Below are 26,406 nucleotides of genomic sequence, written 5' to 3' on the forward strand. Positions count from 1 at the left end.
TAAAAACCAACAATTAGCGGGATACTTAATCAGTGAAGGAGGCAACGCACATGGGAAATGAAGAAGCTGTATTTTTCTCACGCGTCTTAACCGAAACGACCTTATCTTTCCATATCATTTATGCCACCATTGGAGTTGGTGTACCACTCATGATTATGATAGCCCAGTGGGTCGGAATTCGAAAAAATGACGAGCATTATATTTTACTCGCCAGAAGGTGGGCACGCGGATTCGTAATCACCGTAGCTGTCGGTGTCGTAACCGGTACTGCCATAGGGTTACAGCTATCGTTATTATGGCCGAATTTCATGGAATTAGCCGGAAATGTCATCGCGTTACCGCTATTTATGGAGACGTTCGCGTTCTTTTTCGAAGCGATCTTCCTTGGCATATATTTATACACGTGGGATCGATTCGAAAACCAGAAAAAACATTTGCTCCTACTTATTCCAGTAGCACTCGGTGCAGCATTCTCAGCTGTTTTCATAACAATTGTCAATGCCTTCATGAACGCACCACGTGGTTTTGACATCGTCAACGGTGAACTCGTCAACATCAGCCCGTTGCTTGCAATGTTCAACCCGGCGATGCCAACAAAGGTAGCACACGTTGTTGTGACAGCATTTATGACAGCGGCATTCGTGTTAGCGGCAATCGCAGCATTCCGATTACTTCGCGGATCTGACCATGTTTATCACAAAAAAGCTCTTTTTCTAACCATGAAACTCGGGTTCATCTTTTCGATTGGTGCCGCAATTATCGGAGATTTTTCCGGAAAGTATTTAGCCGAGTATCAGCCAGAAAAATTAGCTGCTGCCGAATGGCATTTTGAAACAACAGACAAAGCGGAGCTCATCTTAATGGGAGTTCTGACAGAGGACAACGAAGTCAAATATGCACTCAAAATTCCATATGGACTTTCGATTCTCGCAGCAAACAATCCCTTTGCGGAAGTGACTGGACTTGATCAGTTCCCAGAAGATGAAGTGCCGCCACTTTACATTCACTACTTATTCAACTTGATGGTCTTCATCGGCATGTGGATGGCATTCTTATCTGCCGTATTCCTTCTAGGGAAGTGGAGAGGATGGATGTTCATCGCATCGAAATGGTTTTGCTGGCTCATTGTTCTTGGAGGACCACTTTCGATTCTCGCGATTGAATTTGGTTGGTGGTTTGCAGAAGTAGGTCGGCAACCGTGGATTTTGCGAGATATCATGAAAGTGTCAGAAGCCGCAACGACAAGTGGTCAAGTGGACATGATGCTCATCCTGTTCTGCTTGCTCTATCTCGTACTTGGTGTCGGAAGTGTCGTTGTGCTACGCCGAATGTTCCGTCGTAATCCAGTAGAGAAAGAACTGGAAGACCGTCATGCAATGAAAGGACGTGATGTACGATGAACCTTGAGATACTCGGAATCACCGTATTATGGACGTTTCTGTTTGGCTACATTATGGTCGGAGCAATCGATTTCGGTGCAGGATTTTTCAATGCATACAGTCTGATCACTGGAAAACAGCGCGTCCTTACGAAAGTCATTCAGCGTTATTTGTCCCCAGTATGGGAAATCACGAACGTCTTTCTCGTGTTTTTCTTTGTCGGTATCATCGGGTTCTTCCCGAAGACGGCGTTCTATTACGGAACAACGTTGCTCGTGCCCGTAAGTTTCGGAGTAATCCTTCTGGCAATCAGGGGATCCTACTACGCGTTTGAAACGTATGGATCGCGCGGACACAAGGGATACTCGTTCATGTATGGCTTAGCAGGTTTGCTTATCCCAGCATCGCTGTCGATTGTGTTAACGATCTCTGAAGGTGGCTTCATCGAACTCGTTGATGGCAATCCAGTACTCGACTATTGGAAGTTGTTCACAAGCCCATTGACCTGGTCGATTGTCGTGCTCAGTCTGTCAGCAACGCTTTATATTTCAGCCGTATTCCTCACGTGGTATGCCAACAAAGCACGTGACGTCGAGGCGGCAGGTTTACTGCGAAGGTATGCACTCACTTGGTCATTCCCGACGATGATTGCTGCAGGAGGAATCATTTACGAACTTCGAAAGTATCAGCCAGAACACTTCAGCAACATCCAAAACTTCTGGCCGATGTTCTTGATTTCGTTCCTATTGTTTGTCGGAACAGTATTCTTACTCTACACAAAGCGTCAGTATGGTTGGGCATTCACAATGCTCGCAGGACAATTCGCATTTGCATTTTATGGGTACGGAGCATCACATTATCCATATTTGCTCTACCCGTACTTGACGATTTACGACAGCTTCACAAATCCAGCAATGGCAATCTCGCTCATCGTCGTATTTATACTAGGGCTCTGCCTACTCATCCCGTCACTAATCCTAGTCATGCGTCTATTCTTGTTTGATAAAGACTACGTGCGCGGCAAAGGTGATTACCATGCATAAGGGGGCGATCGTTTGGAACACTTCATCATGTTTTACGCACCATTCATTGTTTTAATTGGATTAATCATCGTCGCGTTTTTTGTTGCGCCGATGGACGATTGGGTCGTTGAGCGAAAGAAAGAGGAAAAGAAGAAATGAGGAGAGGGCTGCTTAGGCAGCTCTTTTTTTGTAAGGGGAAGTCTTGGCAAAGCGCTCCATTCTGCTCAAGGGTTCCCAAAATCCGCTCAAGCGACCTCAAAAGTGATCAAGCGTGCAAACAATCTGATCAAGTAACTCTGAAAGTGATCAAGCAACCCATGATTCCGATCAAGCAAGCCGAAAAGTGATCAAGCAACCCACGAATCCGCTCAAGCAAGAAACCAATCCCTCTCCAAATTCCACAAAATCGATTCGAGCAACTCGTCCCGACCTATGGTAAACTACAGTACAGACCGAAAACTGGAGGGCACGAAATCATGACCTATGCAGTACACCAAAACGACCGACTCGTCGTTCACATAGAAGATCTCACTCACGACGGCTCTGGCGTCGGAAAAGTCCAAGGCTATCCGCTTTTCATCCCCGGCGCATTGCCAGGCGAAGAAGTCGAAGTCAAAGTGGGCAAAACACTGAAAAACTACGGATTCGCAAAACTGCTTAACATCATCACACCTTCACCTGAACGCATCGAAGGTCCATGTCACGTATACCCCGAATGTGGTGGTTGCCAAATTCAGCATCTAACTTACGATGCACAACTGAAGCAAAAGCAGAAAACCGTACGTGACGCCATCGACCGAATCGCCAAGCTACCGGACGTCCCCGTGCATCCCGTACTGGGCATGGAAGATCCATGGCGCTATCGGAACAAATCCCAGATTCCTTTCAGCGAACGTGATGGACAAGTCGTCTCCGGATTTTATCGCTCGAAAACGCATCATATCGTCGATACCGACGTCTGCATCATCCAAAGCGAAGAAGCTGACGAACTCATGACCATGCTGAAGCGAGAACTGCAAATCCTTGGAATCGACGCGTATGATGAACACAAACATAAAGGCTTCTTGCGCCACTTAGTCGTACGTAAAGCCCGGGCAACAGGAGAGCTAATGGTAGTACTTGTCACATCAAGACGCAAATTTCCAGAAGCCGACCAAGTCATTCAAGCCATTAAACGCGTTGTTCCAAATGTCACATCCATCATGCAAAACGTCAATACACAAAAGACAAACGTCATTTTTGGCAATGAAACCCTGAATCTTTACGGCAATGATGTCATCATCGATTCAATCGGCGGCGTTGACTTTGAAATCTCTGCACGTTCGTTCTATCAAGTAAATCCTGTGCAAACTGAAACGCTATACAATCAAGCACTCAACTTCGCACAGTTAACAGGAACTGAAACAGTCATCGATGCCTACTGCGGTATCGGAACTATCTCACTATTCCTCGCAAAACAAGCAAAAGAAGTATACGGCGTCGAAATCGTTCCTCAAGCTATCGAAGATGCAAAACGGAATGCTGCATTAAATGGCATTGACAATGCACACTTTGAAACAGGTGCTTCCGAAGATGTCATTCCGAAATGGTACAGTGAAGGAAAAACATTCGATGTACTCGTTGTAGACCCACCGCGTAAAGGATGCGATGAAAAACTACTAGAGACGATTCTGACACACAAACCAGGTCGCGTCGTCTATGTTTCATGTAACCCAGCAACATTAGCTCGCGACCTTAGAATCTTAGAAGATGGCGGCTACAAAACACAAGAAATCCAGCCAGTGGACATGTTCCCGCACTCGACACATATCGAAGCAGTTGCTTGGTTGGAAATATAATTGTAGCTCCATAATAAAGGCGTACATGGGGGAGGCATGTTTTTCAATAAAGTCATGTCCCCAAAATCTACTGAACCGGAACGGTGCCTGTATTCCTTCAAGCGCTTTCTCGCAAATTTTTAATCGAATCGAGAAAAATGGGAAAAAAGAGGGGGAAACGCTTGGGAAGTGCTCAAAAATGGAGAGAAAATCGGTGGGAATCTGGGAATCCTAACCTGACTTCATTTTAAATCCCAATGGCCCATTGCGCCTTGGCACCGTTTTGCATACGGTGACTTTTTTATAAAGGAACAATAATTGGGGCCCTCAAAAAAAAGTGATCGGCAAGGCAATACGTGGTCTTCAGTAAGGTCATTAATTTATCCTCCTAGAACCAGAAATGTGCTTATATTTCTTCAAACGCGGTCTCGAAAATCTTTCCTGAAAATCGGGTAAAATAGGGTAGACGTTTAGGTCGTCCTCAAAAAAGAGAGTAAACCAAGGGATGCGAAGGAATCCTGTAGACTGTATTCCACATTCCATACCTTGAAGCGTTGTTCATGTGTGGGCTTTGTACTAAGTTCGGCAAGTACGGAGGCAACGATTGTACGACCTACATCTTGTAAGAAATCTTGTACGCGGAAAACGTTCATGAGTATCAGAAATGAGTAACTTTTGCGTTCCACTTAGTTTTAAGTAGTAATAAAACTTGCTCATTTGTTAAAGATGAAAAATAGTGTGGGGCATAAATAAACTGTAGTGCTCGTCATCTTGCACTTTTCTGGCGTTTATTGCTTATCAGCAAATATTATATTAAAATTATAAACACAGATCCCCATTTGTTGTTGGATCCTACAAAAATTGAAAAGAAAAGAATTTAATGAAGGCATTGTTAAAGTTGCTTCCTCTAAGGAAGTGCTTTAATAATGCCTTTTTCTTTAAATATCAATAGAAAAAAAGTTTGAGTGAATAATTTGTATAAGGTCATATGGAAGAGCCAGAGGGAGCGATGAAGATGGAGTTTGGTACAAATCCAGTAGTCATTCAAGTAATTGGTGTGGGTGGCGGAGGAAACAATACAGTAAACCGTATGATCGAACATGAGACAAAGGGTGTAGAGTTTATCGCTGTTAATACTGATGTGCAAGCTATCAATTTATCAAATGCTGAGACTAAGATGCAAATCGGAACACTATTGACAAAAGGTTTAGGAGCAGGTGCTAATCCGGTTATAGGTAAAAAGGCAGTCGAAGAAAGTAAGGAATCGCTCCGAAAAAAAATAAAAAAAGCAGATATGGTGATTGTCACAGCCGGGATGGGAGGGGGGACAGGTACAGGTGCTGCTCCAGCAATTGCGGAAATTGCCAGAGAGCTGGGCATTCTCACTATTGGCGTTGTTACATCTCCCTTTACGTTTGAAGGAAGGCAACGTAAAACCCGAGCAAAAGAAGGTATCGCCTCATTGAAGAAGGCAGTAGATACTTTAATTGTTATTCCAAACGATCGCTTGTTGGAGACAATAGATAAAAATGCACCTATTCTAGAAGTGTTCCGCGAAGCAGATAATGTCCTTCACCAAACTATCCAGGGAATTTCGGATGTAATTACCGGATCAGGTTTAATTAATGTTGACTTTGCCGATGTTAAAACAATCATGTCCAATAAGGGTTCGGCTTTAATAGGTATTGGTTGCGCAACAGGTCAAAATCGTGCTGCTGTAGCTGCAAGAAAGGCTATTTCCAGTCCGTTATTAGGCACTGGAACTAACCTTATTAATGCTCAAGGTGTGCTGATGAAACTGACTGGCGGTACAAATTTGAGCTTATATGAAGTCCAAGAAGCTGCAACTATTATTGCATCTGTAGGTGGCGATGAATCTAATATGATTTTTGGTTCTGTTATTAATGAAAATTTACATGATGAAATTATCATAACCGTTATTGCTACAGGTTTTAGCGACTGATGTTTTTTAATCTTAAAATACACTGTCTCCAACTACAGCAAACAAGTTCATACCAACCGAGCGGTAGAAAATGTAATAGTTGTACTTATAGCGATACAAATCAAACATTGTAGACTGAAATACACGTCTAATCTATGTAATTCAAAATATTCGAGAGTGTAAATATTTATCTGTAAATGAAGATGCAACCCTTTTCTGGGAACTCGTCACTATTGAAAAATTACTTAATTGTTCTTTCTAAGCGCGATTCTTAATTCGCTTGAAACATGGTTTGGCGTATGTAATGGTGTCCATACATTTTCTCAATCAAATCTGCAATTTCTGCCATCGGTACACCTTTTTGAAACATGTGAATGACAAAGGATTAGAATGTATCATTGGAGCGTTTATAAGGTGCGACTGTCTGTTGCTTAAACTCGCCGTTACGGTCACGAGGAATAATGGCCTGAAGGTCGCCATACGCAGTGTGTAATGTTCGGTCGTATGATCCATTCCGGGAATTTCCTGAATTAAATCCGATTCGATCATACTTTTCGTAATCTAGGAAAGCTGCTAGCTCCGTAGCTAATAAAGTACTCACGGCTGTTTCTAAATGTAATCCAAATACCTCGGTAATATCTTGTTTTTGGACTAGTGCTTGAACGATATCTGATGTAAACTGAGTCATAGGGAAGACCTCTTTTCTAGGATTGGTTGTGGTGACTTAATTCTACCAAGAAAAGGTCTTCCTTTTTGCATTTATTCATTTACCCAAGATATTTTACACTCCCAAGCCTGAGGGATAAAATGAAAAACAAATTGACAAGCTTAAAGCTATAGTTATATACTGAACCCTATAATTTAATAGACCTCACAGCTTATGTTTGTGAGGTAGAGGCGCGATATTTATTAGTGCATAGTGAAGTCCGAGAAGACGTTGAAGCTATGAAGAAGGAAATGTCGCCGAAGTATAGGAAGGATTCTCGCCTTTGTATACTGGGTCTGTAATGAATAATTGCAGGACTGTCTTAATAAATTTTTTAAATTTATTAAGTTGTGCTATCTCAAAAGAGATAAAAGGGTGAGGAATTTGGAATGACTACATCATTTTCCGGTTTCTAACATGGAAAGGTATTTAGTCTTTTTTTATTGCCTTGAAGAGATTCTTTAGCACATGCGGAATCTCTTTTCTTATTGTCAAAAATACATCCAGTCGCAAATTCGGCTGGTATTGGAGGAATTTATAATGGATAACCAACAGACGCTGTATTACGAATTTTTACCTACGGGTGAAGAAAAAATGAAAGTAGATCCGGCCAAAACGGCATTACTTATTGTAGATATGCAAAAACAGTTTATTAGCCGAGATGGGTTGGATGCACAAGTCGCACGAGAAAAAGGCATCTTTGATAAATGGGAATATTTCTATAATCGAATTGAAAATGTGGTGATTCCGAACAATGAGAAACTGCTGACTTATTTCCGTGACAGCCAAATGGAAGTCACGTTCGGCCGTATTGCATGTCATCATAAAAATGGACGGGATCGTTCACCTGTCCAACGTCGCCCCGGTTGGAATAATATTTTGTTGCCTATCGGAGATCCGGGTGCAGAAATGGTTGACGAGTTAAAACCGCTAGATGATGAAATCGTAGTAAACAAGACGACAGACAGTGTGTTAAGTGGGACAAACTATGAGTTTTTACTTCGCAATATGGGGATTGAAACGGTTGTCTGTACAGGAGTTGTAACCGACCAATGCGTTGCTTCCACTGTACGCAGCTTGGCAGACGCTGGCTTTGAAGTGATCTTAGTAGAAGATGCTTGTGCAGCAGCGACGCAACAATTGCACGATGCAGAAATCATGATCATGAACCAAATCTATTGCCAGGTAATGAGCACAGAGGAAACGATTCAATTGATTTCTGAGGGAATTGAACAACAAGTGGTTGTTCAAAACTAGAAAGGAAGCTTTTATATGAATAATGCACAACATACTCCTTCAGCTCCCCAGTTTAAGCGTGTACTGAAACTGAAGGACTTGGTTATTTACGGAATTGCGTTTATGACACCAATTGCTCCTGCTTATATTTATGGTTATGCTTCCCAATTAACAAAAGGGATGTTGCCGTTAGCTTATTTAATCGCGATGCTTGCAATGTTGTTTTCGGCATATAGCTATGGCAGAATGGCAGCCGCTTTCCCGGTTTCAGGCTCAACATACACATATACGCAGCGTGCGATCAATCCGCATTTAGGATTTTTCGCGGGCTGGGCTATGTTTATGGATTATGTACTTGTACCTTTAATCGTTTTCATGATTGGTGCCTCTTATGCCAATGTCTTAGTTCCATCCGTTCCCTATTGGGCGTGGGTGCTGATCATTGCCGGAGTTATTACAACCATAAATATTCTCGGCATGCAAATGGCGGCCAAAACCAATCAAATTTTAGTACTGTTTATGGGAATTGTTGTTGCCATCTTCGTTATTTTTTGTATGAAGGCAATCACAGCAGGTGAAGGTGCATCGGCATTAGTATCAATTACTCCGTTCTTTAATAGTGAAACATTTGCGCTTTCAGCAGTTGTATCAGGTGCAGCAATCGCATGTTTTTCATTTTTAGGATTTGACTCGATTACAACATTATCTGAAGAAGCGGTGAATCCAAAAGATGATATATGGAAAGCAGCCATTCTTTCTTGCTTAATCGGTGGAGGAATTTTCATCGTACAAGCATATGTGGCACAGCTTGTATGGCCGGATGTGAATAGCTTTCAATCTGATGATACTGCCCTATTTGAAGTAGCAGAAGCGGCAGGCGGAGCATTGGTCGCAACCCTTTTTACTGTCGCAGTAATCGTTTCAACTTTTACAGCTGGTTTAACGGGGCAAGCAAGTGCTTCACGCCTCATGTTCAGTATGGGTCGTGATGAGGTTCTTCCCAAGAAATTCTTTACTCATTTGCATCCGAAATATAATACACCTATGTACAACATTTTGTTAATGTGCAGCATTAGTATTGTTGGAGCGCTTGTTTTACCAATGAATTTAGTTGCAGAATTAATGAATTTTGGTGGATTATCAGGTTTTATGTTTGTTAACTTATCGGTTATTGTCTATTATTATTTCCGGAAAAAAGAAAAGAAACTTGTTCGTTATTTAGTGATTCCTGGATTAGGTTTTTTAATCTGTTTTTACCTATTTATAAACTTATCGGCATTGACTTTAAAAGTGGGATTTTCTTGGATGGCTTTAGGCGTCATATATGCTCTCATTACAACAAAAGGATTCAAAAAGAAACCTCCAATTCTTACAGATCTATAAAGGTTAAATGAGATTACCTATGCGCAGTGCAATTATGGCGTATCAGGGGATGATTTATAAACAGTGTGACAAACAGCTAAACTATCTCACTCGACGCGGTCGTATGATTAGAGCTACCAAAACAGAGGTCTAAGAGTTGCGGGTTCACTCTTGGATCTCTGCTTTTTCTTTAAAAAGAAAAAGTAAAGTAACCATTATGTGCTGTTTTTTATAAAGGTGTATTCAAATACTACTGATCTGGAGATAGGTTCGTTTACTTTCTTGCCCTTCAAAATTATTTTTACCACTGTCTATTAATTTAAAATCCAACCTACCAAGCTTCTTTTTACTGTCACGTCAATCGGATAGTGTCAAGATGGGCTATAGCTAAAAAGAGAACTCCCAATTGCTTACGATAATTATGTATCGCATCTATACATCTATCATTCGTTCCCCTGAACTCGGGTCACTTTCCCACGTAGATGAATATACTGAGTCAAACGTCTATCTAAGTAGGAGTGATGTAGAATGCGTGTGAATGAGGTTAACCAATACAGACAACCAGTAATAGTTGCCGGTGCACATGGAGATGTCAATGGCGATCGAATAATGGATTATGTATTTTTGACAGCAGTAAAGTCAGTCGATCCATCCAGTCCCTATGTGGAGCAGATTACGTTGCATGTTCAAGACGGTGCAACGAACAGGGTGCACACGATTTCACTTAATGAAAACGGGAATTCCGGTTATAATCCCACTGTATTTCTAGGGGACTTTACGGGCGATGGCATTATGGACATTCTAATTAGTATAGATTCAGGTGGGTCTGGAGCTTTTACATTCGACTATGTCTATTCGTTCGTGAACAATGAAGCTAAGAAATTATTTGATTTTGATCAATATAATAAGGAGAACCAGTACACTGTCACCTATATGGACTTCTTTAAAGTTAACGTTCATAGCCCTGCAACGGGTAAATCTTATTTGTTAGATATTAGTGATCGTGGTGCAGAGTATTTATCGCAAATTTATTATCAAAATGGAAAGTTGAAACAGCCGGTTACGGGGATGGCGGACGGGGTTAGCGGATTTTATCCAGTGGATTTGGATAGGGATGGCGTATATGAAATCCAGGCGTACCAACAAATTAGTGGGCTTTATCAAGCTGATTCATTTGGATATATTATTAATACACTGAAGTGGGATGGGCAAAAGTTTTCAATTTGGCAACAGTGGTTCGCCCTATATGGTCACTAATTTCAGTAGTGATCGATCCGTACACTCTAGTACAAACCGCCAGTGATCCATCCAGGATACAGGCGGTTTTACTTTTTTTAATGAGGTCGCCTAAAGAACCACAATTGACACATACGCGACTGTTCTATCGCAAAAGATGTCGTATCGCATCATCCATGTGATACACAGAACTGTCTTCCATAACAGTCATAAACAACTCTTTTAGCTGAAAGGCGGATTCTGCGATTGCCTCTTTCGTCATCACCATATGAAAAGTAGCAAGGTATCTATCAATGAAACTCGAATCCAAGGTCTCGTACGCTTTAAATTGGTGGCATTTCTTGTCTTCATTAATAGCTTGAACATGTAAAATATAGTCTCGCATCGTATCTAATAATTTCAGTGTATAGATGAAATTGTGACGCTTCAATTCCTTTTCCAGTCCGATTGTGCAGTAGAAAAACTCAAAAGCAATGTCACTGTAGGTATCATATTTCACGGGATTACTTTCAAACTTTTCGTTCTCAGTATTCATTTTCTTCAATACGTTACCGGTTTTATCCACGACTACTTTCCATAAAGGAGAACGTACAGGTAGCAAATTTCTTGGAGCAATTGAAATATTAAATTCCAATCCGTTTTCCAGGAGTACAATTAGGAGAAAAATAGTATCGCTGAACTTTTTCTCTTTTATATACATAGGAGTGTATTCAGTGAGCACTTGGTGTATTTGATCTTTGGTTGCTTGTGCATTCTCTTCTTTTGAAGTGCATACCATTAAATCAATATCAGAATACTCATCCTTATATCCAGACACCCCCGAACCCAGTTGAACGATTCCTTCCACCAATTCAATCGCTTCTATTTTACGAATGGCAGTTTTGAAATAATCCTCTCTTTCCACAGTACTGTACATAATTCACCTCTTCTTCGTAGTATCGTAAGTAGCGTTTTTTGCGAATGTCAATATCTTCAGTAAATACAGTTTTATTATGGTATGATTTCCATTGTATAGCAAGATGGATTTTATGAAAATGGAGGATTGGGATGGATTTCCTGATTGCCAAGGAGTCTTATTGAGTTGATATATCAGGTTATTCAATATTGAGAGAGGTGGAAAATAACTTTGGAATTATACAAAACTAGAAATGAACTATCAGTAAGAGGGAAAAATGGGATGGGATTCATAACATCCGCTTTCATAATTTGGTCTATTATTACAATAATATTTTTACAGTCAACAGGTACATATCAGAAAAACATATATATGCTGTTTTCAACAGGATTAATGTTCCCATTTTCCGTTTCTGTTTCTACTTTAATAAAGGCTGATTGGAAGTTTGAAAATAACCCATTGGGCAGTCTAGGTTTGTATTTAAACATTGCGCAGCTTATCTATTTCCCCATCCTTTTTTGGGGAATTATAAAAAGTCCAAACGATGCTGTTATGTTATTTGCGATTATAACAGGTGCTCACTTATTCCCTTTTGGATGGCTGTATAATTCCAAACCTTACTATATAATGGCACCGGTCATTTCAGTTACAGTAATGTTTTTGGGGCTATATTTGAATGGGGAAAATTTGTGGCTCATACCGTTTTCTCTGGCTATTCTGTTACTCATTTTAATCTATTTGCTTCATCTAGATTATAAGAGAAAAATTTAAGTGAATTCGTTTATTTGTTGCCAGGGATTCCTCATGGACATCCACGAAATATGGATGTTCAACAACGTTAGTAGAGAGAAGTTATGGAAATACAGTAATACTATCTAATTTATAAAGAAAGGGGCACGACGATGGACAAAAGAAAAAGTAACGGACAATATAATAACCAAAGAACCGTGGGAGTATGGCTCATTTATATTGGTGTTATTATTATTCTTTCAGCGTGTATTGGTGGTGACTTATTCATACAGCCTTTTATTATGGGGGTTGGTTATTTTCTTGGGTACTTTCTGATATTTGGTTTGCCTTATGTAAATAAGAAACTTTCATATGGTGAGAATTCCAAATTTCAAAATAGGATGGATAACTATTCGATCATATTTACTATAATCTTATGCACACTTGTTGGTTTGCTTATCGGCTTTGAGGACTTAAGATTACTATGGTTATGTATATTCATCGTTATCGGAATTCACTTTTTTGGTTTTTACTTTTCTCAAGGCAAAATAATGCTCCTTTTAGGCATATTAACACTAGTGAACTCACTGCTCGGCATATATTTAAACAGTGTTCCTTTTCTATTGTTCGCAGCGATAGACGGTATCATAAAAATTATAATTGGTTGCAAAATGCTACTTATGAGACGGAAGCTGAGTAGCCCACAATAAGTAAAAATGTATTTTTGAAATCCGATCTTACATGAAACACTACATTTATAAGAAGCAACCTCCTGCAAATTTCCCCATACAGGTAGGTTGCTTTTCTATTCATCCATGAAACACTAAGTGTCAACCATGAGGCGTATTAGCAAGCACTGCGTTTGTCCATACTAGATGGAGTCGCAATCATGCAAGCCAGCTAATCCAGTACAGCCTTTAGAAAAGAAGGTATTCCTCATGAAAAAAGTACTTTATATAGTGTCTGTACTAGTGATTGCCGCTATCGTTATGCTGGCCTTCACACTCAAAAACAATCCAGGAAGGAAGTCTACTTCAAATGAGTTGACCGCGAAACCGACAGATGGCAAACCAAATCCAACCGTGGACCATATCACAGTCTGGAAAAAAGTCGAAAAGAAGGAGGAAAAGGTGCTGTCTAACATGACACTTGATGAAAAGATCGGCCAGCTCGTCATTGCTGGAATCGACGGTACGGCCATCAACAAAGCGTCCCAGCAGCTTATCGAACACTACCAGATTGGTGGCGTCATTTTCTATGCAAATAACGTTGGTACTCCTGACCAAACCGTACAATTCGTCAACAGCCTGAAAATTGCCAACCAAAACAATCTGCTTCCGCTGTTTACAAGCATCGACCAAGAGGGTGGCCGTGTTGCCCGTCTGCCGAAACAAGTTGCAAAGCTGCCAAGGAGTGCCACTATCGGAAAAACGAATGATCCCGATTATGCCTTCAATATCGGACGAATACTTGGGAAACAGCTCACGCAATTTGGCTTCAACATGAATTTTGCTCCTGTCCTTGACGTAAACAGCAATCCGAACAACCCAGTCATCGGAGACCGCTCGTTCAGTGCGGACCCGAACGTCGTCAGTACACTCGGCATCCAAACGATGAAAGGTATTGAGGAAGAACACGTCATACCTGTCGTCAAACACTTCCCGGGACACGGTGATACATCCGTCGACTCCCATCTGGAACTGCCCAAGGTAGACAAAACAATACAGCAGCTCGAACAACTCGAACTGATTCCTTTCAAAAAAGCGATTGAAGCAGATGCAGACGTCGTCATGGTCGCTCACATCTTACTGCCACATTTGGATAATACTTATCCAGCCTCGATGTCAGCACCAATCATCACGGGCATGTTGCGCGAGCAGCTCAGTTTCAACGGGATCATCATGACCGATGATATGACGATGAAAGCAATCGCAAAACACTACGACATTGCGCAAGCTGCTGTTCAGTCCGTCAAAGCTGGAAGTGATGTTATTCTCGTCGCACATGATCCAGAGAAAGTAATCGCGGTGATAGAGGCTCTGAAAGAAGCAGTCGCATCCAACGAAATTACCGAAAAGCGGATTGACGAAAGTGTCATGCGGATTATAGAACTGAAAGAGAAGTATAAGTTGGACGATGAAACGACACCGAAAGTAAACATCCAAAAGATCAATAAAGAAATCAAAGAAGTAACTAAAAAGGGTAGTCACAACTGAGTACGAGCATTCAGGCGGACCTGAAATGGAAGTATGCCTTAGTGATGCAGATCCATATTCAGATGAGTACTACAGTAGCTTTTCCATCTGTTCCCGTTTATTTATATGATTATTCATCATGATCTCCATCACTTCATTTGATAGTTGGGGAATCAATTTTTCATAGTTAATTCTATTGTAAGAGAAAAAGACTGTTGGCAACCCCTAAGATTTCTGGAGTTTGTCTACGGACAAAGTTCAAGTGCAAACTAGAAAGATGGATTACTTTTAAAAATTATCGCAAATTTGGATAAGAAATGAGTTCCCTCCCTTCTTATAATAATGAGTAGGGAGGGAATCATTATAAAACCACTAACAAAAGATCCTTATAAAGTCTATCTCAACACAGCTTTTCTTTCGCAATTATTTTTCACCTTAATCGTAACTGTGAATTTGCTGTACCAAGTGTACACAGTCAAACTCGATCCGTTACAACTAGTGCTTGTCGGTACAGTCTTAGAACTGACCGTCTTTCTTTTTGAAATTCCAACAGGTGTCGTTTCGGATTTAAAGAGCCGTAAACTCTCGATTGTCATTGGTTATGTCCTCATAGGCGTAGGCTTTTTAATAGAAGGGTTATTTCCTTATTTCTCAGCGGTTTTGTTGGCACAAATCGTTTGGGGGATTGGATATACATTCACTAGTGGAGCACGTCAAGCTTGGATTGCAGATGAAATAGGAGAAGCGCGTGCTTCAGAAGCATTCGTTCGTGGCGCGAAAATTGAAAACTTGGCGCAAGTCATCGCGATTCCTTTAAGTATAGCAGTTGGCTTTTTCATGATCAGACTACCAATAATTATCGGTGGGTTCTGCACGTTGGGGCTAGCTTTATATTTGATGAAGAACATGACTGAAGAGAATTTCAAGCCGCAAAAGAAAGAGAAACACCTAACAGCCTGGGGAAGTATGAAGGACAACCTAAAGCAACTCATAGTTCAAGTCAAGGTAAGTGTGGTCATGAGAATTCTTTTCTTAATCGCCTTGTTTGTAGGCTTCTATAGCGAAGGATTTGATCGCTTATGGTTATCACACTTATCAGAAGTGGTAAATTTGTCTTCGGAGACTCCAGAAAAATTGGTGATCCTCACAGGGGGAGTTCAATTTGTCGTCGTTCTTGTTTCCTTTGCTGCATTGCACGTAATAAATCGCAGTTCCGTCTACCAAAAACTCACTCAAATCTACCTGGTTCTTTTCATGGCGAGTTTATTGATCATTCTTTCATTAATCGGATTTGCTACTTCCACCTCTGTGATTGCCCTATTAGGATTTTTTGTAATTATTCAAGTTACACGAACCATCATGTACCCGTTAGAAGACATTTGGCTAAACAAGATTATTCCGGAATCTTCAACTCGAGCGACATTATTTTCGGTAAAAGGCCAAGCAGACGCGATCGGTCAAATAGGCGGTGCTCCTATCATCGGAATAGTCGCTACCCGCTATACTATCAGAACAGCACTGATCGTTAGTGCAATCCTTTTAACTCCTGTATTGTTTTTGTATCGGATTATTATAAAAAGAAAGCAGGAATAGTTTAGCACCCTTGCTTTCTTTCTTTTATTGGAAGATAGATCTCCATATAGACTCTTTCATATTCCCAGTCATGACAGTGTTCATCGTAGTACTCAAAGTCATAGCAGGTTTCATCCACTTCATAAGGGGATTGAGGAAGCCAATCGTCTAAAATATACTGCCATGTACCCGTTATCGAAATGGCAAAGTCTTCTACGGTAACGAGTGGAGTCCGGAAAATGGCATAAGTCGTGGAAGGGATTGTCAATTTAGTCCACCTGTCTGGAAGAGAAGTTCCAGTATCATAATTCACTGCAAATAAATAGGTGAAACCCTCTTCCTTTTCATCGCTTCTCAAATTGAGGCAGTATTCCCCGTGTGTTTCAGGAGTCAATGTCTCGTACAAGGTTCGTTCAATGGATTCGTCAGGGAAAAGTTTTTGGTTCCAAAGGGCTGGCGAGTCGCGTGTATAAGAAATATTGCGAATGGATCGTTCAACTGTTTTCCCAGCGATGGTAAAAGAACTTCTATGCACTAGCTTAGGCTGCATGACAATGCCACCTACCTGATTTTGTTCAAGACGACTCAAATCGATTTTTTGAGGGAGTGAGCTAGGACAATGCTGTCGATATAATCGTGGGGGACTTCCAAAACACTTCTTAAACGCCTTCGTAAATCCAGCGTGAGTCTCAAATCCATACGATAACGCAATCTCAATAACCTTTTTCCCATGAGCTAAATCGTATAAAGCATATTGCAATTTCCGTTTCACTACGTAATCCATTAATGTATAGCCTGTATGTTTTTCAAAAATCCGGTTAAAGTGATACGGAGAGTATCCAGCGATGCCAGCTAAAAGATCAGGTGTTAGTTCCTCTTGAATATGCTCTTCAATGTAATCGATCACTTGTTGAACCTTTACTAATCTCATACTATCAATCACCTCTAATCATCTTAAAAAAGGTAAGAAATCTAGTTCATTAACAACGGGATTTCAAAATGTATGCTGATTATAGCATACTGTAGATGTTAGACTTTATTGAGGATGAAGTGAAGAGAATCTTAGACAACGCCCTGGCACTAAACGTAAACATTCATTAGGTCAATGAAGAAATCCAACGTAGATGAAAAAAAGGTCGTAGATGAACAAAGCGTGGTATCATTTGAACTAACAAAAAGAACTTTTTAAGGGGGAGTAACTATGACGAATTCAAGTGAAAGCATTGCGAAGAAAGAGTTACCAGTTGAACAGTGCGAAGAACTACTCAGCGTTTTGAAAACTCGTTTTGAAGACAATATGCATCGTCATCCAGAACTGGAATGGGCAACGGTTCAAGCAAGGCTCGATACAAATACGGAAAAACTGTGGTCATTGAACGAAATGGAAAGAACTGGTGGAGAACCTGATGTTATCGGTTATGACAAAGAAACAGATACCTATACGTTTTGCGATTGTTCAGCAGAAAGCCCTTCAGGTCGGAGAAGTGTTTGTTACGACCCGGAATCGCTCGAAGCACGGAAAAAGAACAAACCAGCACATAGCGCTGTTGGGATGGCAACAGAAATGGGAATTGAATTGTTGGATGAAGAACAATACCGAGCGTTGCAGCAAATAGAGACTTTCGATAAGAAAACATCCACTTGGATACAAACCCCTTCAAATATTCGTAAACTTGGAGGCGGACTTTTCTGCGATTTCCGCTTCGACACAGTGTTCGTCTATCACAATGGGGTCGAGTCCTATTATGCAGCTAGAGGATTCCGTGGAGTCCTGTACGTATAACTAATAAAGCTCATCAAAACAGTCTCAATCCTAGACTTGGATTGAGACTGTTTTATATGTAATGCTTAAAATGTGCAATGAACTTTAGTAACTCATCTGCTGTATAAGGGAGTGTTTTTGCTGATTCGGTGATTTCATCCATGGAAACAAGTTGCTCTACGATGGCTTCCTGCAGGTAGCGACATTAATGACTTCTAGCGCAATCGCGGTATCGCTCACTAGGTGGAACTCTTCTTGAGCACTAGTTATGTGGTGCACACAACAATCACTGGGAGGATTTATCCTATCGATAATTGAAGTAGTACAGGAGTAAGGTCGCGATACCGCAACTTGTGAAGTATTAATTGAATCTCAGGAACCCATAGAGGATGATTACGCGAAAGGAAGTGGATGGATTTGGTTCAAGTGTATGAAAGAGAAGGCGTGACGTGTGTCGAAATGAGGAATCCCCTTATAGGAAAAGTATTTGCCTTCTTAACCGATGGCATGCTGATCGATACAGGGCCGGCCAACTTGGAGGATGAGCTTGCTCGTTTCTACGAAAACGCATTGTTCGATCAGGTGGTGCTGACTCATCATCATGAAGACCATACTGGGATGGCTCCGTGGATCAGGGAAAACCGAAACGTCCCAATCTATATCCATCCTTTGGGAATCGGTATGTGCTCCGAGGATTCTCCGTATCCAGCTTATCGTAAGAAAACGTGGGGACTTCGTAGGTCATTCAACGCACTCCCGTTAAATGATACTATCCGTTCTGAGACGAAGAAATGGGAAGTCATCCACACGCCCGGACACGCAGAGGACCAGATTGTGTTGTTCGATAACGAAACAGGAACGCTGTTTTCAGGAGATTTGTATGTATCTCGGAAAACGAAACTCATCATGGCGAGTGAATCAGTTCCCAGGATCATGACTTCCCTCCGGAATATCCTTACATATGATGTAGGTTCGATGTTTTGTTGCCATGCCGGCTACGTCCACGATGGAAAAGCCAAGCTGACACAGAAGCTGGAGTACTTGGAGGACCTGTATGCTGAAGTGGAAAAGCTACATAGTCAGGGAATGTCACCCTACGAAATCGATAAGACACTGTTCCCGAAGGAATACCCAATTACGCCTATATCCAAAGGGGAATGGGATTCGATACATATGGTGACGTCTATTGTTCAGGAGTTCAAAGTGGTAGAGTGAACACTCACATTGCGGAAGAATGGCTAGAATTAGAAGTGTCCTCGAATAGTGGGCTGCAACTAACAAGGTTATATACAGCTACTAAAAAATCCGCCACATTCAAAAAGAGCAGGGCGGATTTTCCGATTTCTTAGTTCACTTCAATCTGTCCCATCATGCCATTATCTTCATGCTCTAAAATGTGACAATGGTACATATACACCCCTTTGCTTGCAAATGAAATCGCGATTTTACATGATCTCCAGGATGTAACGCAATCGTATCTTTCCAGCCTTTCAGATTGTCGTCCGGTTCTTCTCCGTTCACCGATAACACTTTAAACTGCGTGCCGTGAATGTGGAACGGATGGATCATACCACCCATCGGATCAGGTTTGTTGGACAGTTCCCAGACTTCTGTTTCGCCGACTTTTTGGGTCATGTCAATGCGGTCTTTATCGTATTTCTTTCCGTTGATCGTCACCATGTCCATCATGCCGAACAATTCTAATCGCTTCGTCACGGGCAAACTTCTTTCTTTCTCCGTTACTTCAAACGAATTCAAATCAGCAGGTAGTTCGTTGGAAGTCTTCTTTTCATTGACTTCGAATGGCAGAAGAATCGTTCCTTGATCATCCACTAGCGCAAGATCTTTAACATCTTGCAGCTGGTCAAAGTCGATGATGATCTCCGCACGTTCTGCAGGAGTCAACAGGAGTGATTCCATTTCTAACGGATCATTTAGTAACCCACCATCTGTGGCGATTTGCTGGAACGAATCTCCGGAACTAAGAGATACCTTATAATTACGGGCATTCGAACCGTTCAGCAATCGCAACCGGACTTTACCTTGAGGGACGGTCAGTTTAGGATCGAGCGTGCCGTTAACAAGCAAGCGATCACCAATCGTTCCGTCTGAATTATACGCTATCTGGTAGTCCAGTTCGCCAATTTGGTTGAATGCGCGATCCTGAAAGAGAACCGGGAAGTCGTTGACACCATAGTCATCAGGCAAGTTTAACCTGTCCGAATGGTCATCTTCGATATAAAGAAGACCAGCTAGCCCCTTATATACTTGCTCCGCCGTTTTTCCATGAGGATGTGGATGGAACCAAAGAGTGGCGGCTTCTTGTGTGACATTGAAATGAATAATCCGTTCTTCTCCAGGCTTCAAGGGGTTATGGGGACCACCATCGACATCACCAGGTACATCCAAACCATGCCAGTGGAACGTCGTATCCTCGTCTAGTCCATTCACGGTTTTAATCCGAACCGACTCTCCTTTTCGCAACTTTAGAACAGGGCCGAGGAAGTCACCATTGTAGCCATAGGTTTCCGTTTCCTGTCCTTCCAACAGCATACGTTCGCCCTTCTGTGCGGTGAGTGTGTAGTCGACGTTTTCAGACGTACTCTTTTTGAGCAAGGGAGGAATGGCCAACTCATTTACCCCTTTTGAATCTTTCAATGGCAAAGGATTGTTGTGATCCATATGACCGTCCATCATGCCTTCCATCCCGCTCATGTCATGATTCATATCATTCTCTGGAGATGCCCCCTTGGAATCTTCCTTGGCTCCACTCAGTGAGCAGCCTGCAATCAGTGAACTGATGAAAAATATTACAATCCATTTCTTCATCTTAAACACTCCTCATTTCCATTTGTAGCCGATTCCCCACACCGTTCGGAGGATGTCATCAATAGGAAAACTCGATTTTCGTAACTTGTCCCGTAGGTTTCGGATATGGGAATCGACTGTCCGAACTTCGGTATACGTATCGTATTCCCATGCCACTTGAAGCAAGTCTTCCCGTGTAAACGTCCGGTTTGGTCGGGTCATCATCGCTTCGATGATATAAAATTCTTTTAAAGTAAGACGGACTTCTTCATCCCCGTGCAGGAGGGAATACGACTCCAAGTCCAGCGTAAAGAGACCTTCGCGGAGCTGCTTAACCTGATCTTCTTCAGGAACACGGCGTAGCGCGACCCGTACCCTAGCCATTAGTTCCCTCTCGTCAAACGGTTTTGTAATATAATCATCCGCACCTTGCTCGAGACCTTTGACAACATCTGACTTGTCGGAACGGGCTGTTAATAAAATTACAGGCACGTCCGACATTTCACGAATGCGTCGACAAACTTCCCATCCGTCCATCCCCGGCATCATGACATCGAGCAGCACGAGATGTACGTTCTCTTCTGCAAACAGATCGAGAGCTGCTTGACCGTTTGTCGCTTGCAAACAGCGATACCCGTGCGGAGCAAGGAACAGTTCGAGCAAATCGAGCATGCGCTGTTCGTCATCAATCAGTAAGATCGTTTTCATATCCATCGTCACTTCCTGTCATAGTCGTATCGTGAACGTGCTACCTTTACCTAGTTCACTTTGAACGTCAATCGTGCCACCGTGCGCTTCAGTCAATTCCTTCACAATCGCAAGACCTAGGCCGGCACCGCCAAACGATCGTGAACGAGATTTTTCGACACGATACAGTTTTTCGAAAATCTGTTGCTGATTTTTAACTGGAATGCCACATCCGTTGTCTTCCACTTGTAAAATAGTTTGCTTTTTTTCTTGAAACGCACGAACGGTTACAGACGTACCACTTTCTGAATAGTGAAGGGCGTTGTCCAGTAAGTTAAGGATAATTTGCTCAAGACGCATTCGATCTGCCACTAAAGTGAAATCATCGACAGATTCATGTAGGAGCACAATTCCTTTCATATCGAACGCTGGTTGGACGAGCTGGACAATATCACGGATGAACCGAGCGGAAGAAAACTCTGTTTTCATCACAGTGAACGTCATTTCATCCATCTGAGCAAGATCCATCAAGTTTTTCACGAGTGTTTTCAAGCGCTCGGCCTCTTCTTCGATAATCGATAAATACTTGAAACGCTCTGAATTATCCAGTTCTGTCCGCTGAGCGACTTTCGCATAACCAATTAAATACGTGAGAGGTGTCCCCATTTCGTGAGAAACCGACGCTAGGAACTCGTTGCGTTCGCGTTTGACTCGGCTCAAGTCATTCGATAATTTACGAATCGAGGCTGCCAGCTCACCTAACTCATCATTCGAAAACGTAGGTAAGTCGACATTGAAGTATCCTTCGCTTATTTGTTCAGTGGCTTCTTTCATACGAATGAGTGGACGAGTCAGCCATTTGGATAACAACATATAAACTACTAATAAGATGACGATACTTCCGCCACCAGCGAGAAGGAAGTGGACATTGAGCTGACCCACGAGCTGACGAATGGGCGCTGTACTCTGCAACATGACGAGGAAACCGGAATTACCTTGAACCTCATAAGGGTGGAAGCTGACGAGATAGGGGGACTTTTTCCAATTGACTGGAATAATCATATCTTCTGTCGGTCGTTCCTCTTTTATTTTGGTCAAATAAGGTGCGAGGATTTCCTCATTTTCCAATGAATGCTGCAATACATTTCCCGCATCGTCGAGGATTACAGCGTCCCGTTCACCACCACTTTCCATGAGGATGATATGATTCAATGTCGTCTCGGTGTAGTTATCTTCTAATACATTGCGATGATTGCTACCGGTTTTTAAAAGTCGATCGAGTTCTTCGTCGACCCGAGCATTCGTGATGGTCTGATGCAAATACACCATGAGCAACGTATCCATGATAAGAAATGAAATGATAAATGAAGCCGCTAACTTCGTTGAAATTTTGTTCACAACACGCGCTCCTTTTCGCTCTAATGAGCAGTATAAGTTAAACGTATCGAAAATTTATGCAGAAAGCACGAATTACGTTCGATATAAAAGACTACCCAGAAATCAGCATGCACTGAACTTCTGGATAGTCTGTAATGCAAAGTACATTAAATTTTAAGTAAACGGGCATTGATCGCCACGATTACGGTACTGAGAGACATTAATATCGCACCGACCGCAGGACTCATCACAATCCCAAATGGATAGAGAATACCTGCTGCAAGCGGTATCGCTGCAATATTGTAGCCAGCGGCCCACCATAAGTTTTGCTTCATCTTACGGTAAGTAGCAGCAGACAGCTTAATGATGGTGACGACGTCTAGTGGATTGCTTTTTACAAGCACGACATCTGCCGTTTCAATTGCGACATCCGTTCCGGCACCGACCGCAATCCCAAGGTCTGCTTTTGCGAGTGCAGGAGCGTCGTTGACACCATCTCCCGTCATGGCGGTTCGAAGTCCTTCTTTTTCTTGGATGTGGACAATTTTTTCTGATTTCTCATGAGGGAGTACTTCGGCAAAAATTTCTCCAAGTCCGAGCTGCTTGCCTACGTATTGCGCAACTTGTGTGTGATCGCCCGTTAACATAATCGATTTGACGTTCAATTTTTTTAGCTCGCTAACTGCTTCAACAGCCGTTTCTCGAACAATATCTGCAAGGGCAATCATTCCAGAGAGCTGATCGTTAATAAGTAGAAAGACGACTGTTTTCCCTTCTGCGGACCATTCACTGAAACTGTCTTCAGGGTAAGAGAGAGCTGCTTCTTTCATATACCCGGGGCTGACAACTAACACATGCTTGTCATTGACCGTTCCTTGCAATCCTTTACCCGTTATCGATTGGAAATCGTGGACTTTCGGTACTTTGATGTCAGATTGCTCTGCTTTTCTTGCGATTCCTTGAGCCAGCGGGTGCTGTGATTGGGACTCAACCGCCGCTGCAAATGAAATCACGTCTTCCTCTTGATATCCATCGGAAGGAAGGATATCTGTTACTCCAAATTCACCTTTTGTCAGGGTACCTGTTTTGTCGAAAACAACTGCTTCGATTTTTCGTGCTTCTTCAAACGCAGGGCGATTTCGGATGAGCAGGCCATTTTTTGCTGCAATGGAAGTAGAAACGGCAACGACTAATGGTGCCGCTAGCCCGAGTGCGTGTGGGCAAGCAATAATGAGGACCGTTACCATGCGTTCCATTGAAAACGATACAGGATAACCAAGTGACAGCCAAACGATGAATGTGACGAGTCCGGCAGCGAGTGCGCCATAAAATAACCATTTAGCTGCACGATTCGCAAGGTCTTGTGCACGCGATTTGGATTCCTGTGCTTCTTTTACGAGTGTAATCACTTGTGAAAGGTATGTATCTTCACCCGTTTTTGTAACGGATAGCACTAGGGAGCCCTCTCCATTGATGGATCCGCCAATGGCTTCTTCATCTACTGATTTTTCAACAGGAAGAGATTCACCGGTCAACATAGATTCATCCACAGAAGATTTACCTTCCACAATACGTCCATCTACTGGAACTTTCTCGCCAGGTTTGACGAGTACGCGTTGGCCATGCTGCAATTCCGATACTTCTACTTCTGTTGTCGAACCATCCTCGTTCAGTAGATGAGCCTCAGAAGGCATTAGTTTTGCAAGTTCTTCAAGCGCCTTCGATGCTCCCATGATGGACCGCATTTCAATCCAATGACCAAGCAACATGATATCGACGAGTGTCGCTAATTCCCAAAAGAAATTATCTTCTGCCAATCCAAAAACAGAAGCAGTACTGTATACATACGCAACAGTAATTGCGAGAGAAATGAGCGTCATCATCGCTGGTGTACGGTCTTTAAGTTCGTCTTTCGCACCTTTCAGAAACGGAAGTCCTCCGTAAAAGAAGACAAATGTAGAGAGCGCGAACAGGATATACAAATCTCCTGTAAAACGCCAGTCGACGTTTAAAAAATGTTGAATCATAGGCGAAAGTATCAGAATAGGAATCGTAACAACGAGTGACACGTAAAACCTCTTCTTGAAGTCTTTAACCATGTGGGCATGGTGGTTGTCATGACCATGACCTGATTGACCTCCTTCGGAATGCTGTGCGTCCGAGTGGTTCGCATGCTGATTTATATGGTTGTGATGATTCTTCATAGTAAAACTCCTTTCGCTAATTTTGTTATGCAAGATAGCTATACCCGCCAATTGTGCAAAAGATGTGCAGTTCTCACAAACAACTGAAACGTATACGAAATAAGGAGATTCTAAGGAGTTTCTGTATTTTGGTTATCTCGTGAGGATTATCGGGAACACCTCTACAGAAATGAAAAAAAGGAGCGATTTATTTATGAAGAAACAACTACTAGCAGTGAGTGCTGCATTCACCGTAGTGCTGGCAGGCTGTGGAGCGACAACAACAAAAGAAGACAAACCTGCTACGAGTGAAGAAGTTTCCCATGAGGATATGGAAGGTATGGATCATTCAAGTGACGGCAACATACCTGAAGGCTTAAAAGAAGCGGAAAATCCAACATTCCCTGTAGGATCTGAAGCGATTATTGAAACGGATCATATGGAAGGCATGAACGGGGCAACTGCGACAATCGTTGGGGCGTATGATACGACAGCATATTCCATTAATTACACACCGACGGATGGGGGCGAGAAAGTGATGGATCACAAATGGGTCATCCATGAAGAACTCGAAGACCCATCGGCCGCTCCTTTGGAAAAAGGAACTGAAGTGACAACCCTTGCCGATCATATGAAAGGAATGGAAGGAGCGAAAGCAGAAATCGAATCTGCCGAGCAGACAACTGTTTACATGATCGATTACGTGCCGACAACGGGTGGAGATGAAGTGAAGAACCACAAATGGGTCGTGGAAGATGAATTATCGAAAAAATAAACATCAAGTGAAAGAGCTGCCTAGTGCAGCTCTCAGACTGTAGACAAAAGGGATGGAAATCGATTTGATTTCCATCCCTTTTGTCTTTTGGCATCGTTGACTCTGGAAATGAAGGATGACAGGCCGTTGATCTCCGTTCCAGACGGGCGCTTTCCGGGGGCTTGCACTCAGCCTCCTCGTCGCTTCGCTCCTGTGGGGTCTTCGCGCTGCGCTGATCCCCAGGAGTCGCTGTCCTGCACTTCAATCAACTGAATGTCCTATGACACATTCAGCTCATTCAATCAAAGAATGTAATCGGAGTGCTCCATGTCCAGCTGGCAAGAATAACTAGATGTAGCAGAAGACTTGAGACACCGATATGAAATCAAAGAAGTCTATGGAAATGTAAAGAGACCGTTGAACGCGTTTTTTCCGATGTCAAGGAGAAGCATGGTATGCTATAGACAACCCTAAGAGGATTTAGGTTATTGAATAAATTACATATTATGAAAAACGACAGGATCTATGCATGGTCTCTCGAGTAGTGAATATAAATCTGTAACCAATTGATAAATGAAGGGAAAATCAATTGCTGCCTCTAAATTTCGGACCATATGGTCTTGCGGAACTAACTGTTAGATTGTAAGCATCTTCATCTGTTCCCGTTCTTTGAATTGATTCTTCATCATCATTTCCTTTACCCCATTTAATAGTTGGTAGATCCCGTTGATTGTAGCGGAGAGC

The 26,406-nt window shown here is 42.2% G+C and carries 19 protein-coding genes, 4 pseudogenes and 1 riboswitch; of the genes and pseudogenes, 15 read left to right on the forward strand and 8 right to left on the reverse strand.

Features of this window, described 5'->3' with window-relative positions; genetic code table 11:
* Positions 1 to 50: 50 nt before the first annotated feature.
* The 5 genes and pseudogenes from N693_RS0113380 to ftsZ form a co-directional block, all read left to right on the forward strand.
* Complete coding sequence (locus tag N693_RS0113380) at positions 51 to 1,400, forward strand: cytochrome ubiquinol oxidase subunit I (protein ID WP_025785339.1); 1,350 nt, start codon at positions 51 to 53, stop codon at positions 1,398 to 1,400.
* Positions 1,397 to 2,422, forward strand: coding sequence for a cytochrome d ubiquinol oxidase subunit II (locus N693_RS0113385; RefSeq protein ID WP_025785340.1), 1,026 nt, complete (start codon positions 1,397 to 1,399; stop codon positions 2,420 to 2,422). Before N693_RS0113380 ends, N693_RS0113385 begins: the two co-directional genes overlap by 4 nt.
* Positions 2,423 to 2,434: 12 nt before the next feature.
* A complete protein-coding gene (locus N693_RS20720) occupies positions 2,435 to 2,560 on the forward strand; it encodes a hypothetical protein (protein ID WP_256378139.1) in 126 nt (41 codons plus the stop codon).
* A gap of 317 nt (positions 2,561 to 2,877) precedes the next feature.
* Positions 2,878 to 4,239, forward strand: a complete 1,362-nt coding sequence (rlmD, locus tag N693_RS0113400; protein ID WP_025785342.1) for a 23S rRNA (uracil(1939)-C(5))-methyltransferase RlmD — start codon at positions 2,878 to 2,880, stop codon at positions 4,237 to 4,239.
* A 994-nt stretch (positions 4,240 to 5,233) separates the two neighbouring features.
* A pseudogene (gene ftsZ / locus N693_RS19310) lies at positions 5,234 to 6,178 on the forward strand (cell division protein FtsZ); the annotation flags it as partial.
* 268 nt (positions 6,179 to 6,446) lie between these two features.
* On the opposite strand, the pseudogene N693_RS19315 reads toward ftsZ, so the two are convergent.
* A pseudogene (locus N693_RS19315) lies at positions 6,447 to 6,848 on the reverse strand (transposase); the annotation flags it as partial.
* A 196-nt stretch (positions 6,849 to 7,044) separates the two neighbouring features.
* Positions 7,045 to 7,230: riboswitch (Lysine riboswitch) on the forward strand.
* A gap of 176 nt (positions 7,231 to 7,406) precedes the next feature.
* Between N693_RS19315 and N693_RS0113415 the strand changes: the two are divergent.
* From N693_RS0113415 to N693_RS0113425, 3 genes are all read left to right on the forward strand, one after another.
* Positions 7,407 to 8,123, forward strand: a complete 717-nt coding sequence (locus N693_RS0113415) for a cysteine hydrolase family protein (protein WP_025785344.1) — start codon at positions 7,407 to 7,409, stop codon at positions 8,121 to 8,123.
* A 15-nt stretch (positions 8,124 to 8,138) separates the two neighbouring features.
* Positions 8,139 to 9,485 (forward strand): APC family permease, encoded by a 1,347-nt coding sequence (locus N693_RS0113420; RefSeq protein WP_025785345.1) that lies wholly within the window; start codon positions 8,139 to 8,141, stop codon positions 9,483 to 9,485.
* A gap of 507 nt (positions 9,486 to 9,992) precedes the next feature.
* Positions 9,993 to 10,721 (forward strand): FG-GAP-like repeat-containing protein, encoded by a 729-nt coding sequence (locus tag N693_RS0113425; protein WP_025785346.1) that lies wholly within the window; start codon positions 9,993 to 9,995, stop codon positions 10,719 to 10,721.
* Positions 10,722 to 10,845: 124 nt separating this feature from the next.
* On the opposite strand, the gene N693_RS0113430 is transcribed toward N693_RS0113425, so the two are convergent.
* Positions 10,846 to 11,616 carry an aminoglycoside 6-adenylyltransferase gene (locus N693_RS0113430; protein ID WP_025785347.1) on the reverse strand — a complete coding sequence of 257 codons (771 nt, stop codon included), beginning with the start codon at positions 11,614 to 11,616 and terminating at the stop codon, positions 10,846 to 10,848.
* Between the two features lie 210 nt (positions 11,617 to 11,826).
* Between N693_RS0113430 and N693_RS0113435 the strand changes: the two genes are divergently transcribed.
* From N693_RS0113435 to N693_RS0113450, 4 genes are all read left to right on the forward strand, one after another.
* Positions 11,827 to 12,366 (forward strand): hypothetical protein, encoded by a 540-nt coding sequence (locus tag N693_RS0113435; RefSeq protein WP_025785348.1) that lies wholly within the window; start codon positions 11,827 to 11,829, stop codon positions 12,364 to 12,366.
* Between the two features lie 131 nt (positions 12,367 to 12,497).
* Positions 12,498 to 13,034, forward strand: a complete 537-nt coding sequence (locus tag N693_RS0113440) for a DUF6609 family protein (protein ID WP_025785349.1) — start codon at positions 12,498 to 12,500, stop codon at positions 13,032 to 13,034.
* A 228-nt stretch (positions 13,035 to 13,262) separates the two neighbouring features.
* A complete protein-coding gene (nagZ, locus tag N693_RS0113445; protein ID WP_025785350.1) occupies positions 13,263 to 14,540 on the forward strand; it encodes a beta-N-acetylhexosaminidase in 1,278 nt (425 codons plus the stop codon).
* 321 nt (positions 14,541 to 14,861) lie between these two features.
* Entirely contained in the window at positions 14,862 to 16,112 is a 1,251-nt protein-coding gene (locus N693_RS0113450; RefSeq protein ID WP_025785351.1) for an MFS transporter, read from the forward strand.
* 1 nt (position 16,113) lies between these two features.
* Here the strand turns inward: N693_RS0113450 and N693_RS0113455 are convergent, their stop codons facing one another.
* Complete coding sequence (locus N693_RS0113455; protein ID WP_025785352.1) at positions 16,114 to 17,022, reverse strand: AraC family transcriptional regulator; 909 nt, start codon at positions 17,020 to 17,022, stop codon at positions 16,114 to 16,116.
* A gap of 270 nt (positions 17,023 to 17,292) precedes the next feature.
* Between N693_RS0113455 and N693_RS0113460 the strand changes: the two genes are divergently transcribed.
* Both N693_RS0113460 and N693_RS0113465 read left to right on the forward strand, forming a co-directional pair.
* The gene (locus N693_RS0113460) at positions 17,293 to 17,874 is read left to right on the forward strand and encodes a DUF4256 domain-containing protein (RefSeq protein WP_025785353.1); all 582 of its coding nucleotides are present in this window, start codon (positions 17,293 to 17,295) and stop codon (positions 17,872 to 17,874) included.
* 390 nt (positions 17,875 to 18,264) lie between these two features.
* Positions 18,265 to 19,068 (forward strand): MBL fold metallo-hydrolase, encoded by an 804-nt coding sequence (locus N693_RS0113465; RefSeq protein WP_253271201.1) that lies wholly within the window; start codon positions 18,265 to 18,267, stop codon positions 19,066 to 19,068.
* Positions 19,069 to 19,198: 130 nt separating this feature from the next.
* Here the strand turns inward: N693_RS0113465 and N693_RS19320 are convergent.
* From N693_RS19320 to N693_RS0113490, 4 genes and pseudogenes are all read right to left on the reverse strand, one after another.
* Positions 19,199 to 20,682 (reverse strand): annotated as a pseudogene (locus tag N693_RS19320) (multicopper oxidase family protein).
* 12 nt (positions 20,683 to 20,694) lie between these two features.
* Positions 20,695 to 21,369, reverse strand: a complete 675-nt coding sequence (locus N693_RS0113480) for a response regulator transcription factor (RefSeq protein WP_025785355.1) — start codon at positions 21,367 to 21,369, stop codon at positions 20,695 to 20,697.
* A gap of 18 nt (positions 21,370 to 21,387) precedes the next feature.
* Positions 21,388 to 22,746 carry a cell wall metabolism sensor histidine kinase WalK gene (locus tag N693_RS0113485; protein ID WP_025785356.1) on the reverse strand — a complete coding sequence of 453 codons (1,359 nt, stop codon included), beginning with the start codon at positions 22,744 to 22,746 and terminating at the stop codon, positions 21,388 to 21,390.
* 146 nt (positions 22,747 to 22,892) lie between these two features.
* Positions 22,893 to 24,929, reverse strand: a complete 2,037-nt coding sequence (locus N693_RS0113490; RefSeq protein ID WP_025785357.1) for a heavy metal translocating P-type ATPase — start codon at positions 24,927 to 24,929, stop codon at positions 22,893 to 22,895.
* A gap of 193 nt (positions 24,930 to 25,122) precedes the next feature.
* Between N693_RS0113490 and N693_RS0113495 the strand changes: the two genes are divergently transcribed.
* On the forward strand, positions 25,123 to 25,683 hold the full coding sequence (locus N693_RS0113495; protein ID WP_025785358.1) for a YdhK family protein: 561 nt from the start codon (positions 25,123 to 25,125) through the stop codon (positions 25,681 to 25,683).
* A gap of 479 nt (positions 25,684 to 26,162) precedes the next feature.
* Here N693_RS0113495 and N693_RS20635 read toward each other — a convergent pair.
* Positions 26,163 to 26,354 (reverse strand): annotated as a pseudogene (locus N693_RS20635) (IS5/IS1182 family transposase); the annotation flags it as partial.
* Between the last annotated feature and the right edge of the window lie 52 nt (positions 26,355 to 26,406).

The sequence above is a fragment of the Sporosarcina sp. D27 genome (assembly GCF_000586555.1).
In the GTDB taxonomy this organism is placed as follows: Bacteria; Bacillota; Bacilli; order Bacillales_A; family Planococcaceae; genus Sporosarcina.